This window comes from Erythrobacter sp. JB2-19 (assembly GCF_057365005.1).
This window is the reverse complement of sequence record NZ_CP200290.1, coordinates 310,728-325,202: the sequence shown is the minus strand read 5'-3', so window position 1 is coordinate 325,202 and position 14,475 is coordinate 310,728. Positions and strand designations below refer to the sequence as shown.

12 protein-coding genes are annotated in these 14,475 nt (G+C 57.6%); 2 read left to right on the top strand and 10 right to left on the bottom strand.

Annotated features, from left to right (window positions below):
* Window positions 1-68 precede the first annotated feature (68 nt).
* Window positions 69-839, top strand: coding sequence for a dCTP deaminase domain-containing protein (locus tag AC0V6O_RS01600; protein WP_486141209.1), 771 nt, complete (start codon window positions 69-71; stop codon window positions 837-839).
* Window positions 840-852: 13 nt separating this feature from the next.
* Here AC0V6O_RS01600 and AC0V6O_RS01595 read toward each other — a convergent pair whose 3' ends face one another.
* From AC0V6O_RS01595 to AC0V6O_RS01575, 5 genes are all read right to left on the bottom strand, one after another.
* Window positions 853-1,569: a hypothetical protein gene (locus AC0V6O_RS01595; protein ID WP_486141208.1), complete on the bottom strand. Its 717-nt coding sequence runs from the start codon at window positions 1,567-1,569 to the stop codon at window positions 853-855.
* Between the two features lie 39 nt (window positions 1,570-1,608).
* Window positions 1,609-4,518 (bottom strand): MobF family relaxase, encoded by a 2,910-nt coding sequence (gene mobF, locus AC0V6O_RS01590; protein WP_486141207.1) that lies wholly within the window; start codon window positions 4,516-4,518, stop codon window positions 1,609-1,611.
* Window positions 4,519-4,568: 50 nt separating this feature from the next.
* Complete coding sequence (locus AC0V6O_RS01585; RefSeq protein ID WP_486141206.1) at window positions 4,569-6,896, bottom strand: type IV secretion system DNA-binding domain-containing protein; 2,328 nt, start codon at window positions 6,894-6,896, stop codon at window positions 4,569-4,571.
* On the bottom strand, window positions 6,886-7,215 hold the full coding sequence (locus AC0V6O_RS01580; RefSeq protein ID WP_486141205.1) for a hypothetical protein: 330 nt from the start codon (window positions 7,213-7,215) through the stop codon (window positions 6,886-6,888). The genes AC0V6O_RS01585 and AC0V6O_RS01580 overlap by 11 nt, the downstream gene beginning before the upstream one ends.
* Before the next feature lie 670 nt (window positions 7,216-7,885).
* The gene (locus AC0V6O_RS01575; protein ID WP_298336030.1) at window positions 7,886-8,107 is read right to left on the bottom strand and encodes a hypothetical protein; all 222 of its coding nucleotides are present in this window, start codon (window positions 8,105-8,107) and stop codon (window positions 7,886-7,888) included.
* A gap of 343 nt (window positions 8,108-8,450) precedes the next feature.
* Between AC0V6O_RS01575 and AC0V6O_RS01570 the strand changes: the two genes are divergently transcribed.
* Window positions 8,451-8,711, top strand: a complete 261-nt coding sequence (locus AC0V6O_RS01570; RefSeq protein WP_472677710.1) for a DUF6437 family protein — start codon at window positions 8,451-8,453, stop codon at window positions 8,709-8,711.
* Between the two features lie 69 nt (window positions 8,712-8,780).
* Here the strand turns inward: AC0V6O_RS01570 and AC0V6O_RS01565 are convergent, their stop codons facing one another.
* The 5 genes from AC0V6O_RS01565 to AC0V6O_RS01545 all read right to left on the bottom strand — a co-directional run bounded on the left by AC0V6O_RS01565 (window position 8,781) and on the right by AC0V6O_RS01545 (window position 14,412).
* Window positions 8,781-9,179 (bottom strand): single-stranded DNA-binding protein, encoded by a 399-nt coding sequence (locus AC0V6O_RS01565; RefSeq protein WP_298336026.1) that lies wholly within the window; start codon window positions 9,177-9,179, stop codon window positions 8,781-8,783.
* A 269-nt stretch (window positions 9,180-9,448) separates the two neighbouring features.
* Entirely contained in the window at window positions 9,449-9,718 is a 270-nt protein-coding gene (locus AC0V6O_RS01560; protein WP_298336024.1) for a hypothetical protein, read from the bottom strand.
* Window positions 9,719-10,042: 324 nt separating this feature from the next.
* Window positions 10,043-10,975 carry a DUF2493 domain-containing protein gene (locus tag AC0V6O_RS01555; protein ID WP_486141204.1) on the bottom strand — a complete coding sequence of 311 codons (933 nt, stop codon included), beginning with the start codon at window positions 10,973-10,975 and terminating at the stop codon, window positions 10,043-10,045.
* Between the two features lie 366 nt (window positions 10,976-11,341).
* Complete coding sequence (locus tag AC0V6O_RS01550; protein WP_298336020.1) at window positions 11,342-12,271, bottom strand: ArdC family protein; 930 nt, start codon at window positions 12,269-12,271, stop codon at window positions 11,342-11,344.
* 170 nt (window positions 12,272-12,441) lie between these two features.
* Window positions 12,442-14,412, bottom strand: a complete 1,971-nt coding sequence (locus tag AC0V6O_RS01545; protein ID WP_379553729.1) for a ParB/RepB/Spo0J family partition protein — start codon at window positions 14,410-14,412, stop codon at window positions 12,442-12,444.
* Between the last annotated feature and the right edge of the window lie 63 nt (window positions 14,413-14,475).

The window sequence follows — 14,475 nt, the reverse complement described above, 5'->3', positions numbered from 1 at the left end:
ATTTTGCGCTGGCTCAAGTAATCGGGCCTGCTAGATGTGCTGATACTCGTAGCAAGGGAGAAACGCAGGTGGCGTTTTGGAGTAGTCAGACGCTCGAAAAGCGTCTCAAATCATTAGTCGAGCCTTCAGACAAAGATATGGTTGATTGTAATGCGATCACACTTCGTGTCGGGCGCGAGATATTCGTCACACCACATGTTGATGAAGTATTCTCAAACACGAAGCGCATTCTGAAGGATGACGAAGCGTTTCAGATTCCTCCGGAGCAATTTGCCTTCATTCTGACAGAAGAACGAGTCTCGGTCCCGGCGGACGCAATGGCATTCATTTCCATGAAGGCCACGTTTAAGATGCAGGGGCTGATCAACGTATCGGGCTTTCACATCGATCCGGGGTGGGAAGGGCCACTTATCTTTGCCGTCTTCAATGCGGGACCTTCGCCAGTCCATCTTCAGCGAAAGCTGCCGCTTTTCCTTGTTTGGTACGCTAGTCTCGACGAGCCATCTGAGAAGCAGAAGACGAAGCCAGGAGGCGCCGGAATACCACCAAGCATCATTGGCAATCTATCAGCTGCGACCGACACCCTATATGCGCTTGACAAGCGCCTAAAGGACGAGGTGAAAAAGCGAGATGATGAGGATAAGAAGCTCAGCGATCGTATTCATGAAATTAAGCGGGATCAGACCGCGCTCAAAGTCACTCTTGCCGTTCTATTAACACTTGCCATAGGCGTCACGTTGTTTGTCTTACGTAGTGATCTGGGTGAACTGATTGCTGCGCACACGAATTCGACTGAAGAACTGCAAACGGATACAGCGACTGATGAGGAAGTCACCTGAAATCTCGACCAGCCTAAAATGGCTTCGCGCATCTGCACTCAAAAATTTCCGTGCCGACATGTAGAGCTGAAGCCAGATGCATGGCTACAACTCCTAGATTCTTATAGTCTTCCAATGGTATGCCGATCTCATGGGTCTTGGCGCCTAAGGCTCTGATTTTCTTTTCGATCGTTTCCCTATCGTCACCATGAGCGACGCTGTTGCGGAGCGCACCGTATGCGCTGATTGCATCGAGCGCGAAGCCAAGCCACTCATCGTCCAACATGGCTCGCAGCAATCCCAGTTGATGTTCCATGCTGAGGCGCGGGAGCTTGGTAGGCTTTGCCACAAATTCACGAAGCACTTGATCGACCTCCAGCTCGAGTGCGGCATATCCCGTGATGATCGTCGATGCCTGTGGGTGAATTGCTCTAAGTTGATCTCGCAGTCGCGCCATGGCCGCAGCGGGCGAATCCGGGTCGAAGTCTTCATCGTCTCCGAACGGTATCTCGAATGGGTCTTCTGCCATATCTTTCTTCTTCAAAAGCAACGAATGCAGGTACTTTCGTACAGTTAGATCAAAGCACCAACACAATTTCCATTTCAGGTGAACACTCATTACTGAAATAGCGTCCTGGCCATAAAAAATACGAATCTCAGTTACCCTAGATAAATCGAACGACTCGAAAAAATTATCTCTACGAGCATGCCAAAGTCGACGCGCAAATTTGTTTGCTGCAAAAATAATCACGGAGTGCATCGTGGTCTGATTTGGACTGCAAAATCGCAATTAGATCCCCCGATCAAGCGCTTTACTCTTGATGTGCTCGAGTTCTTTGTCGGGACTTCTCTCGCTTGTTTCACTCCGCTCTATCTCGCCACCTTTCGCTGCAGCAGCTTGCAAGCGGGATGTGGCCTCAAGGGCAGAAGCCTTCTCTCCCTTATTGTAAGCAACAGCGGCAGTCAGCTTTTGAGTGTTGTCCAAGACCAAAGTCAGATGATCCCGCAGACGGGTCACCGTTACCAAAAACGTCTTCTGGTTCGATAGATTGCGCTCTCTACTGTCCATAACAGCAATCCCGCGATCTGAGGTGAGGCCCTGCGCCATGTGAGCGTTTAGCGCGTAGGCGAGATCGATGCGCTTCAGCATAGGATCGTCCTTTCCAAGCGTCACATGCTCACCCTTTGAGGTCTCAACAGTGACCTTGCCCTTATCGATGGCAATGACCTTTGCCTGGTCAGCGTTAAACAGCCCGCGCTTGTGATCATTTCGTGTCCAGCGAATTTTGTCGCCACGATGGATTTCAAGCTGTCGGTCTTTGAAAAGAGCCAGACTGTCATTGGCCTTGTCTGCCCTTATCCGCGAAGGATCGAAGCTGAACTCTTTTCCGCGAGCATTCTCCAAAGTGACCCTTTTGCATTTCGGATCGCTGCCCAAGATGCGGTATTGTCCCGGCATAAGGCCAAGCGCCTTTTGTCTCTTTGAAACCTCAAGAATGCGGCCGGTGTGGTAAGCTGCAACATGGCGCAGTTCTTCATAAGTGGTGTTCACGCGCTCAAGCACAGCCAACTGAGCTTTCTCCGGCCCAATCTGCCCGCTTGCAAGAAGACCTGTTTGCACAGCCTCATTGGCAGCTGAGCGGATCCTGCGTCCCGAGGCATAGATTGATGTGCGCTCTCGGTTCTCTGGCTTCAGAGAAAGCCACTGCTCAGCAGCCACAATCGCGCCATCGCCTTTGGCTTCGATCGTATGGGGCTCAAGTTTGGCAAGCGCAGTTCGAACATCACCTTTCTGCGCAGCGGCTTGGGCTTCGCGAACAACAGGATTACGCGCGCGCAGGTTGGTGTTCATGTGGGCCTGCGCGATGCCGGCCTTTTGCAGAAGCGCGAAGGGCTTGCCGGCATCGACAGCGCCGAGCTGCTTGCGGTCGCCCAAAAGCACCAAGCGATGGACACCAGCTAGGTTCGCGAGCGCCACGAGCTTCTCCTTGTCGTTGTTGGCGACCATCGAAGCTTCATCCAGAATGAGAACGCTGCCTCCGAGCGCCTGCTTCGCTTCGGCCTTGAGGCTGCGATTAGAGGGATCATCAAGCAGCGACTTCCAGCCCCCCAGAAAGCGGGCAAGCGTCTGCGATTCAATCTCCGTGTCGCGTTCCAGCATTTGGACAAGTGTATTCTGGATAGCGAGGCCGATGACAGGCCGTCCCTCTTCCCCCAGTACTTTGGCGACCGGCCCAAGCACGCTGCTTTTCCCAGCGCCTGCAACGCCCTGCACCGCAACGGTTCGATCCGATGAAGTCAAGATAAGGCGCGCAGCCGAAAGTTGGCCGTCATTCAGTCTAAAGCCGTGCCCAATCTCGGCTGAGGCCTGCACGCGGGTTTCTGCCTCTTCAGCGTTGAGATCAGACGCGGATTCTCCTTTTCCCGCCTGAACTGCGGCGATGATGCGCTCCTCGGTTTCAATCGCTTCTCGCGATGCGAGCCAGCCCTTATGCTCGCTGCGTCCCGCTACAAGATGACCAGAATTGACCAAGGCGCGGGTTCTCGTTTCGATCTTACCGATGGTCGTTGGCAGACCAAAATCCAAAGCCGCCTTGTAGAGCGCTTCGCGTTCAAAAGCGGCCTCGCGCTGCGACAAATGCCGCACAGCCGAGGCAACCGCCTGCGCGGCCGCGATCGTTTGCTTGTCCTGTTTAAGCACCGAGGCCGGCACCAACGGATCTTCTGATGCCCCTCGAACATGGCTCGCAAACTTGGCAAGCAGAGCTCGGCCCCGTTCCACCAGTGTCGCGAAACCCGAATGAGGCTTTTCAGGCATGGCTGAGCGCACACGCGCACGCTCGACCATGGGATTTAGATCGAGACCAATGGATTGCGAAGTTTCCTGCCACATGCCTCCAAGCGTATCGCGATCCTCGATCGGCGCTTTGGCAGAGCGGGTATCAAGTGCAGCGATCCGCCCAGCTTCAAGGCCTGGACCTTGCCTCGCTGCAAGCACTTCTTGGCGCCGCGAAGAGAAGGCCATGACATCCTCGCGCGAAATCCCGCGCGCTTCGAAATTGCCATGCTTGAGAGTTGGTCTGGTTTCATAGCCAAGCTTCTCGACTTCCATTCGGAAGCGCGCCATCGCGATGGAGTTGAGCGTGGTGTTGAGCTGCCATAGACGATCATTCTTGAGCGTCCGCCACTTACCATCCTTGCCTTGTGTCACATTGGCGATCACGGCGTGGAAATGGAGATTGGGTTCCTGATTGCGATTGGTATCGTGCTGAAAAAGCCCAATCGCCAGATTGCCTGTCTTTTGGGTCTGAACCTTGCCCTGCGCCATGATGCGGGTTTCGGAAGCGTTCTTTTCCGCCCATTGAAGCGCTTCGACAACCGCCTCACGATAAGCGCTGATGATACGCTCATCTTTGCCCACAAGGGCAAGAAGCGACCAACTCTTGGGAACAGAGAATGTAAGGTCGGTGCCCGGCCTATGGGCCTGCCCAAGGTTGCCAACTTGCGTTCCATCGGGGAGCTCACCGCGCAACAAAGCGTCGAAGGCTTTAGCGTCCACCTTCCCCTCTAGACCAAGCCGCTTTGCGCCTTCACCGAGCCATTCGCCTGAGCGATCAGCATCAGCTTTGGCGTAATAATTGTCGGATGCGAAGTAGTTGGCCGCTGCGGAGGACGAGCGGACATTGGCAACGGAGAGCATGGGCAGGCCTCACACAATTCAAGTCCCTCTGTCCTCCCCGATCATCGCAATCACATCTCAGCGTCGAAGTCGCCGAGATCGTGATCATATTCTTCGCGTGCCGCGCCGCCCAAGAGCGAGCGCTGCTGCTCTTCTTGAAGCGTCTTATCCGTCTTTGCTCGCTGCTCACCTTCACGCTGCGCGGCGTCAGGATCGGGCCGATCAGTGCGAGGCGCAGGCTTTTTCAGGGCGTCTGATTCACGGTGATCGACTTGCTGCTCCCCAAGCGGAAGCTCGCCTTGTACTTTGCCTAAAGAGGCTGCTCTTTCGCTTTTGAGCGAGGCTTCAACAGCTTGTTTGAGGGTTGTCTTAGAGCGAGACTCCGAACGTTCTCGCTTGTCAGTCTTTACCTTCTTGTCACGCGCGCGAGACTGCGCTTTGGGACGCTTCGCTGGCTCACGCTTGCGATCCGTGGCTTCCTTCATCTTGCGCGGATCGCCGCCGTCTTCTCCTTCCTCTCCGCCCTTAATCGCCGTAACCTTGGAAGTCTCCTCGCCTTCCTTGAGAGTTTCAGCCTTTGCCTTTGACGTTGGTCCTTTGGCATCCTCGCACGGGATAAAACCTTCGACCCGGCGCGGCCAATCTCGGGGTTGCAAAGAGACAGGCGCCGCCGGAAAACCATCAGGGAACTTGATGAAGCCCTCAAGGCTGGGAAGGCCCATAAACTCATCAGGCAAAAGCAGCGGAACCACCTGCCGACGCGGCGTCAGACTGACCGCATCGCGCGCATTGTTATAGCCATAGCTATACCCTTCTTCCATCTCGCGAACCTCGCGGTGGCCGATAATGTCGGAGCACCATGCGGCGGTCTCGCGATCGGCAGTCGCAAGGATGAGTTTGGTCCTGGCAAGTGACGACAAGGTCATTGCCATGTTCTCGCCGTAGACCTCCTTGAGCTTCGCGAAGGTATGGACACCCGTGACGATAGCACCGCCAAAGTTGCGCGCAGTCTGCAGACCTTTTTCGAGCGACGGCAGGCGGTGAAGCGCGCCTAGCTCATCGATCAGAAACCACAGTTGCAGGTCACGCGTCCGGCGACCCGTCATCAGCGTGTTGATCGCTGTATCAAGCCAAAGCGTCAGCAATTGCGAGAGCACGCTCATGTCCACATAGCGAGCGGATAGGAATAAAAAGGAGCCCGGGTCACCTTCGCCAGTCACCCACTGCCGCACCGAAAAAGCGTCCCCTGATTGAGGCAGCATTTGCATCGCTTTTGCGTTCACATTGAAGACGGCGCGGACCGATTCCGCCATGCGAGCAGCGGCCGGCGTGCTGATCGGTCCAGCCATTGTGTCCTCTACCAGGCGGTGCAGATCCGAGAGATCTGCATTCATCAATTCATCGGCAAGTGCGGCATTGGTCCCGCGCCCTGCTTCTTTCAGCTTGATACATGTTTCAACAAATAGGGTTCGCGCAGCGAGCACCCAAAACTGTTCCGAGCCGCCTCCATCATGGGGCACAAGCGACTCCGCTGCTGCATGAAACTCCGCGCGCGATGTGCAATCATCGAAGACGCTCCAGCTTGGGCAGCGTGTATCCAATGGGTTCAAAATGATATCGCGTTCGGGATCGAAGAAGGTTTCGATAAAAGCGCCGGTCAGGTCGAAAATGACCGCACGTTCGCCTCTTTGTCTGATTTCGGAAAGGAGCTCGAAAAGGGCGACCGTTTTGCCCGTGCCTGTCGTGCCGACCAGCATGGTGTGGCTTTGCTCTTTACGCCAGGGCCAGCTCACGCCTGCAAGGTGCGCGGGGCTATAGAGACCGGCTGAAGCTAGCGCGCTGCTGCCTGCAAGCCGCCACCTCCATCCCAAATTGCTGCCATATTCGCGGGCGCGTTCATGGCGATTGTGATCGTCGATTTCGGCTTCCAGTTCAGCAAGGCTTGCAAGCGATGCGCCGCGCACATGCTTCCTTTGCTTGGAGCGCCAACCGAAGTGTTCAGCAACCCACCAAAAGGCAATGAAGGCAGGAACAAGACCCCACGCCGAGGTGACAAGCGCAGCCTCAACCGCCCCCTCAAATGCGGTCATTGCCTCTTTCATGGGCGGGTATTCTGTGACTACGCTGATCGGGAACGCGACGATGCTTCCATCAGCCAAGGTGAGGTTCACAAGCTTGTCAGGATCGAACTCCATAAACGCATAAAAGGATGAGTAGATGTGCATCCAGACAAGGTAGGTTTGGTGGTCATTGAGGCTGCTTGTTACCTCCCAATAGATAAGTCCTAGAATCACCAGCAGTGTGATGATGAGCGGACCCTTGAGCCCGGCTGCAAACATGAAACCAAAGTGCCCAAGGAGCTGGCTTCCGCGAGTGAAGTTGACGAGTTTATGCTTCATCGCCGCCCCCTTGCGGGCGCGGCGCAACGAGCCCCAAACGCTCCAGCCGGCGCTGATAGGCCGCGACCGTCTGCTCGCGCAGATCGGGCACAGAATGGTGCGTGAGCAGCGCATCCAAAGCTACGGTGATGAAGATGTTCTGGCGAACCGGATCGGTCGCTGGCGTCCTCAAATCGGCTTCCGCGTCACGCTGCCAGGCATCAAAAATGCAATCGCCAATCACGATGCTTGAACTTACCCGCCGCTCATCGGCCTGAGCTTTAATCCACTCGGCAATGAGAGGCGTGACATAGGTCACAAAACGATGATGTCTTTGCATGAATCCAAGTTCCTTTTGCTAAAAAGAACCCGGTTCACTCCTCGGAAAGCAAGTGCCACTCTGGCACGGGCAATAGGGTGTAGGAAACCGGAAAATTAGGACAGAAATTCAATGTGCTAAGTGAATTCAGCACACTCTGGCACAGTCGATAAAGCCATTGGCACACGACTGGCACAGAAGTGGACATTGCCAAATTCATGATAAACTTCATGATCTTACTTGCCAGCCCCGCTGCGTACGGTGTGCTACCGTTTTCCCACTGCGAGGTCTAAGTCCAGAAACGACAGAGAATGGGTTTTGAACGGGCATTGGCATCTGTGCCGATCGAGCGAAAGCAACAGCCCGGGACGCTGAAGCGAACCGCAAGCGCCAGTTCGGAAGCAAGCATCCCAACCAAGACGCACCCCTGATAAGCTGACGGCAAAAGAAGCGCGTGCGAGATAAGGGAGCGGGGTTTGTCGCTCCCGTCAGCCTCGCGCCGCTTCGACCCGTTGGCGCTCAGGAGTGCATGCGGGGCCCGGACCAAATACGCCGCGCCCGCAGGAGCGCCGCCGCAGGTGGTGCGGGACCGAGCGCGTCACCAGCACCGCTCCTTACTACTCTCTCTTCTTCCACCAGCGAACACAAAAAAGGGGCAGGAACCGTCACCGGCTCCCGCCCCATCGGACGTTCAGAACTCGTCGAGCATTGCGCCGTGCACCGTGTGCACCACCCGGCTGGCTAGATGCGCCGGCAAGGCGTTGTAGTCACCCTCGTCCAGGGCGAAGTATCCTAGGTCATTATCTTCCACGACGTGCTGGTCGAAGAAGCTGTGCAAGGCCCGCCGTTCGGCAGTGGCCAGTGCTTCGAAGTAGCTGTTCGAGTTTGATTGAATCGATGCAAGCGCAGTCATGAAATCCTCCTGATATCTGTCGGTAAGACGACAGGAGGAAGGCAGATGGGTGTGTGGCTGGCGGGTCAGGGATCGCCCGGCTGGGCGACCGCCAAGCGGCGGTGGGGGCAACGATTTTGTCGGACTGCAGCGAAGCGAAGGGACGGCAAAATGGTGGGGCCCCGCCGTCCTTGACGCGCCAGCTGTACGCCCATCATCCTTGAAAGTCCGTGAGCCAGACCCCCTTCCGCTCGATCTCAGGTGTTCGCGAAAACCAAGGGGAAAATCGCTTTCCTACAGGGCGGGTGATAGTGCACGTCAGCCGAGGAGAGGGTCATCGGAGGGGAAGAAAGAAGTACCCTCAATGCCATCGAAACGAAGCGCTGTAGCCGCACTCCAGAAACTGGAGGCCGACAGGCTGGCACTCGACCAACGTCAGAAAGAACTCGAGAAACAGGCTGCCATTGAACTGGGCCAGGTTATTCTTGGAACGGGGTTAGAAACCTTCTCAAAGAGGGGCCTATCCGAAGTTGCAAATGAGCTCGGAAAACTCGGCGAAGAGGAAGCCATAAAGCGGCTTGTTCAAAAGCAAGCCTCCGCATCACGCACAGCTCAAAGCCACTGAAAGTGAATACGAGAAAGGGCCCTGTCCCGTTTGGACAGAGCCCTTTCTTGGGCGGCTGGATGGCTGAGATCAGTCGATTTCGGGAGCATCCTTGTTCTCGTCGTTCTCGCCGGAGCCATTGCCCCTTGAGAGGAAGTCGACCTTGTCGGCGAGGATCTCTGTGCCGTAGCGTGTGACCCCGTCCTTGTCTTCCCATTGGGTGTAGTGGATGCGGCCTTGGACGGAAACCAGCTGGCCCTTGGAGCAGAACTGTCCGACGGTCTTGGCGAGGCCATTGAAGCAGGTCACACGGTGGAATTCGCTTTCTTTTGCGGTGTAGCCGTTCTCGTCTTTGTAGGTCTTCCCGTCCTTGTCCCTTGCAGGGCGATCGGTGACGACAGTGATCCCGGTGACATTGGTGCCGCCCTTGGTCTCGCGGGTGTCCGGATCGCGGGCGATGCGGCCGGTGAGGATTGCGATATTGGTCATGATCTTAGTTCCTTCAGTTCCTCAAACCGGAGACCATCTCCGGCTTGCGAACATCCAGAAGAAGCAGGGCATGGGAGGACTGCACCGCAGGAGCGAAGCTCTAAGGGGAACCTGTTCATGACGGGTGGTGCGGGCAGGCAGCGCAGCTGCCAACACGGCCGGAAAGGAACGGGTTGCGGCTCCTCAGCTGACCTGGTTCAGGACTGTTCGCGAAGAAAGCCGGATGGGTATCGGGTGCGGGTCTGAAGGCTCGCGTGACCCCGCTTCAATCAACCTACACCATCGCCTCCCGATGCCGCCAGGAGATCCATGAAGTTGCGCGCAGCCTCCCGGTCTTCCTCGTTGTCGAACGCCACGTCGAGGTCGGGGGCGGACCCGAACATGTGCAAGAACGACCACAGTGCAAAGCGCTTGCCCCTGTCTTGCTCGAGACCGAGGTCGACCCGGCAATGCTCGATCCCGGCCGCCAAAGTGTCTGGCGCCACGTTAGACAAATTGGTCGAGGCAAAGTAGCGAAGAAGAAGATCATCGAGTTGCATTGCCGATCTTGTAGCTTGGAAAATCGGATGCGGGAACGATAAGTGCCGCGCCGCAGTTTTCAGTAACCGCGTCCGTCCAGGAAGATTGCTGCACAGGCGCGCTGGTTACGCGCGATGAGCAATGAAGCTGTTCAGAGGCGTATCCATTCGGGCATTTCATAACCCTACAATGGAATTGATTGCGTTCGGTACTCCCCTGCCATTGCGACCCGTAGGACTCGGAGCAGCAATGAGTTCTGCGCCTCATGGGCGGCCTTGAATGGGGCCGCCCTTCTTCGGCGATTGGGAATTGATCATCCGAGAGGTCTAGTTGCTCTTTCCCCGTCAAGCGGGACTAGTGCCCAACGGCCCGCGACGATCAACAACCGTGATGCGCTGCTTCTTGGCTTCGATCACGAGGCGTTCGGTCACGCCGTTGCCCGGAAATGCCACCACATAGCGAGGGCTGAGACCAAGCATTTGCTCGTTGCGCTTGAACCCTGCACGAGCACCCAAACGACGCTCAAGCCCGAATGTGAGCTGTTGCACTTCGTGGCGCTCGGCCCAGGATGCGGCCAGTCTGTCGGCTCCCTTACCGTCGCCGCCGTGTACGAGAAACATGTCAGGAACGACCTCGCGCACCCTGTCGAGTGTAGCCCAGATGTTCGCCGCGTAAGTCTTGGCGTCGGCCACGCATTCGAAACGGTTGCGACCACCGGCAAAGACCACCGGAGTACCCTCGGGAGAATGTGCAGCCTGACGACGCTCCTTGCGTACGCGCAAAAAGTCGCGGGCATCAATCACGGCCGATGTCATGTTCTTCGAGTGGCGCGCACGCGATCCCGATACGGGCTTCCACGAGGAACCGGTTTCGTCGCGATAGAGACCTGCTGCAACCTCACGCATCTGCTCGAACACCTGCATGCTGGCTTCAGCAGACTGGGCACGCAGGGTTTGTTCCTGGAGGTTTGACGAATGCACTTCGGACCCGTCGGCGGATGCCAATAGGGCGCGGATTTCATCCGAGGCCCGATCTACTTGGGTCGACTTGCGGCTGGCTGCACGGTGAAAGAGATTGACGAAGCCCCAAGCGAGATCCTCGGCGTCGGCCTCGAGCGCGGTGTCGGCAAACAGCGCGAACAGATCGGACCAGACTGCTCCGAGCGTGTGAGACATGGCGTCCTCGCAAGGGAAGTCGGATCCGTTGAATGGGGCAGGCGTGATCGAGAAGCCGGATAGATCGAGGCCGGCAAGCTGGGTGGCGAAATTGTCATACATATCTTTAGTCCTCCTGAGACCGGCGAATGCCGACGGAGGAAGTTCCGCGCGGGCCCGTTCGCCGTGTCCGAAAAGGACCGGGATAAGAGACCACCGCACCGCGTCAGCGGGAAACCCCGCAAGGCAAGGCTGGCGTGGGCCACACGGGCCGCAGCCTTGCGCGGGTTGCTGTGGGACCTGACCGGTCCAGGGCACGAGGACCAGCGAACAGGCTGTGCGGGATCGTGTCGGAGTGGCGCAGGAGTTGTCTGGGAGTGATCCAGGATCGGTCCAGGAGCGCTCGGCCAGACCGAATTGACTCGGTGTGAAGGCAAGTGCCAGTACGTGCGGGCTGGCTGACAGAGTTGCTCAAGTTAAGTCTCTTATTCAGGCTGCGTCAGAAAGTTCGGCATCAGCCTCATTGGCACTCGATTGGTGACCGCCCATTTCGAGCAGCAAGGTGGCTGCCTCCTCGGCCTTTGCGGCCGCGGTCAGGATCGCGCGCTCGTCCTGTTTAAGGATCTTGAGCCAGGACGCGATATAGCTAGCATGATGATCGAGATGCGAGACGGGCAATCCCAGTTCGGCACCAAGAATGGCGGAGGACAGCTCGGCGATAAGTTCTTCGACGGCATAGGCATCACTGCCGAAGCGGTTCTTGAGGCCTCGATCGAGTCGCGAAGAATGTCCAGTCCAGTGCGATAGCTCATGCGCAAGTGTTGCGTAGTAATGGTCATAGGCTTCGAAGAGTTCGGCCGGCGGCATGGTGACGCGATCACGCAGTGGCTCGTAGTAGGCTTGCGCGCCATGATGGCGTAGCTCTGCGTCGATCTCAGCGAAGAAGGCATCTAGCCGCTCCTCGCGGCCTTCGGGCTCAAGCGCGGCAACCAGTGGCTTGGGATGGTAGAATTCGGGGAGGCCATCGCACTGGTCGGCATTGAAGACTGAATAGGTCTTCAGCACGCGCCGGCTCTCCGTATCCTGCCCACCTTCAGCGTTTTCGACTTCCTTGGTGTAGTTTTTGTAGAAAATCGCGATGGTCGATTTTTCTCCTTTGCGGACTTGGCCGCCGAGTTTCTGGCACTGGCGATATGTCATCCAGTATGGTGAGGCGTAGCCGCAGGCATCAGCAACCATCCAGAGCCAGAAGGTATTCATGCCGCGATACGGCGTCCCGCATGATCGCAGCGGGCGAGAAAGCGGCAAGCCACGCCACGGCTTGACCCAAGGCTTGGTGCCTTGCTCTAGCTTTTCGATAATGGCGGCGGTGATACGCGCAGCTGGAGAAACTGAAGCAGTGCGGCGGGACTTTGTCATCGATGGTCTCCTGATCGCCGGAACGGACGTGTCCGGGTTCAGGATGAACAAAGCGTCCTCCCCTCTAAGACTCACCATCGTAGGCGACCTTCGGACGGAAACGCGAATAAGGCGGCCCATCCCGAGAGGGACGGACCGCCCGCCGAGTCACCTGGACCTGTCAGGAGGGGTCAGGCAGCCTGCTCGGCAATTTCGTTCGCGGTCTCGTCCTCAACCGGGGCCGCAGTTTCATCCTCGACCGGTTCCTCAGGAGAACCGAAGCACATGATCTCGGGCACCCACGCTCCCGCGCGCGTCTTCACATCCGCTTCGCCAATGAAATTGCCGGAGAAGATACGCTCGGCTGCGCTCGCTAGTTCTGCCTTCTTCGAACCTGCATAGCGGCTGACGAGTTCGGGACCGCCTGCAGCGTCGAGCGCTTCAAGCGTGCGCGCCTTGGCCACACGATCGAAGAAGTTCGCCGCCGTCGGCCGCCACCAATGCGCGGTTTCGATCTCGAGCAGCGACCCGAGTATCTCGTGCAGCGGCGCCGAGCGATCGCCTTCGCAGGCAAGGCTCGCGACCAGTGTGCGGGATACGACATGGCCGAGCCAGGCCGAACGTGCTTCATCGCTCAATGCGCGGAAGCGTTCGAACCGTTCGACGTCAGTCTCGCCGGCGCGCCAGCTCTCGTCGAGCGAAGCGGCGAACTCGGCGAGCGCAGCACTTGCGGGGGCATCCTTCGCCTCGAATCCGGCCACCGGCCCCGATGCGACCGAGCCGACGAGCGTCGACGCCTTTTTCGCGCGCCAGTCATGCCCATCAGCATCTGCGAGCGTGAAGACCATGAAATCAAGCGCGAGCGCAGGATCGTTGGCCAGGTGGATCGCCAGGATATCGCGACGCTGCATCGCGAGCTCGTCGAGCAGACGCTGCGAAAGCGCCCCGCTCTTGCGCTTGGTATCAGCACCTGCATCCACCGGTTCGACAGCTCCGTCATCAGTGTCGATGACTTCAGCATCAGTGTAAAACTGCGGCACCATTGCAGGTTCGCCATTCCGTGAGAGCACAAGGAACGCTCCAGCCTCTGACTTTAGCTCGTCGGCAAGCACTGGCGGACGATCGTGCAGATCGCGCATCGCGCGGTCGATCGAGACTAGCTCTTCTTCCGCCTTGGCGATCTCGCTTTCGTCGCTGTCCTCATCCTCGAGGATGGCCGCTGTCCGGTCGTAGTCAGCTTCAAGGTCGCTGAGCTCGCGGGCTTCCTGCTCACTGAGCGGAGCCGGTTCGCATGGAAGCCGATTGAGGCCCTCGACGAGATCGTGGCTTACATAGTTGCCAAGCGTGGGTCGCACCCAGGCAAGTCCGTGTTCTTCAGCGACCCTCTTCGCAGCGTCATCCATCGCTTTCTGGGCAAGGTCTTCGAGCAGCGCGACATCGATCCAGCTTTCGCTGGCTTCGTCGTCGAAGAGTTCGCGTTCGATCCGACCACCTGCTGCGAGGTAGGCCTCGCGCCCGACCAGAACCGCGCGCGGATCGGAGCCACGAACAGTGGCATCGAGCACCATGCGACGGATCGTGTCAGGCGTGACCTGGTACCAGGCGTCCTGCAGTTCGGCATAGACGTGTGCTTGGCGGTCAATGTCTGAGATCGCTCCATAGGCCTTGGCCATATCGAGCGTGATCGCGCCTTCGGCGAGCGCTTCGAAGACACAAGGTGCGAGGCCCGCCAAGCGCAGACGGCCCTCGACAAAGCGGACTGTGAGACCGAACCGGCGAGCCACGTCTTCGGTGCTAGCTCCCGCCTCGACAATCGCAGCGAAAGCCTGCGCCTCGTCGGCCGGGTTCATTGCGAGGCGCTGGAAGTTCTCGGCAAGGCTCGCTTCGCGCACTTCGCTTTCCTCACCTTCGATGACAAGGCAAGTGACTTCATGGTTCTTGGGAAGCGTGCCTTCCTCGACCAACGCTTGCAATGCAGCGAGGCGACGCCCGCCAGCTTCGACTTCAAATTTCCCTCGGGTGGCTTTGCGAACTACCAGATTTTGGAGAAGCCCGCGTGCCGCGATATCAGCCCGCAATTGCAAATCGGCAAGAACGTCGGTTGTTTTGCGTACGTTGCGAGGGCTTGAGATTAGTTTCTTGAGAGGAATGGATTGGATCATGAGTAGTCTCCTGTCTTTGTTGCGCCTCACGACAACCGTGCGGCCAAAGACCCAGGAGCTCTC

What these genes read in the sequence shown, in the direction of transcription:
- AC0V6O_RS01545 (WP_379553729.1), bottom strand. Translation starts at nt 14,412, where the DNA reads ATGATCCAATCCATTCCTCTCAAGAAACTAATCTCAAGCCCTCGCAAC.
- mobF (WP_486141207.1), bottom strand. Translation starts at nt 4,518, where the DNA reads ATGCTCTCCGTTGCCAATGTCCGCTCGTCCTCCGCAGCGGCCAACTAC.
- AC0V6O_RS01565 (WP_298336026.1), bottom strand. Translation starts at nt 9,179, where the DNA reads ATGACCAATATCGCAATCCTCACCGGCCGCATCGCCCGCGATCCGGAC.
- AC0V6O_RS01570 (WP_472677710.1), top strand. Translation starts at nt 8,451, where the DNA reads ATGCCATCGAAACGAAGCGCTGTAGCCGCACTCCAGAAACTGGAGGCC.
- AC0V6O_RS01575 (WP_298336030.1), bottom strand. Translation starts at nt 8,107, where the DNA reads ATGACTGCGCTTGCATCGATTCAATCAAACTCGAACAGCTACTTCGAA.
- AC0V6O_RS01585 (WP_486141206.1), bottom strand. Translation starts at nt 6,896, where the DNA reads ATGAAGCATAAACTCGTCAACTTCACTCGCGGAAGCCAGCTCCTTGGG.
- AC0V6O_RS01580 (WP_486141205.1), bottom strand. Translation starts at nt 7,215, where the DNA reads ATGCAAAGACATCATCGTTTTGTGACCTATGTCACGCCTCTCATTGCC.
- AC0V6O_RS01555 (WP_486141204.1), bottom strand. Translation starts at nt 10,975, where the DNA reads ATGTATGACAATTTCGCCACCCAGCTTGCCGGCCTCGATCTATCCGGC.
- AC0V6O_RS01550 (WP_298336020.1), bottom strand. Translation starts at nt 12,271, where the DNA reads ATGACAAAGTCCCGCCGCACTGCTTCAGTTTCTCCAGCTGCGCGTATC.
- AC0V6O_RS01560 (WP_298336024.1), bottom strand. Translation starts at nt 9,718, where the DNA reads ATGCAACTCGATGATCTTCTTCTTCGCTACTTTGCCTCGACCAATTTG.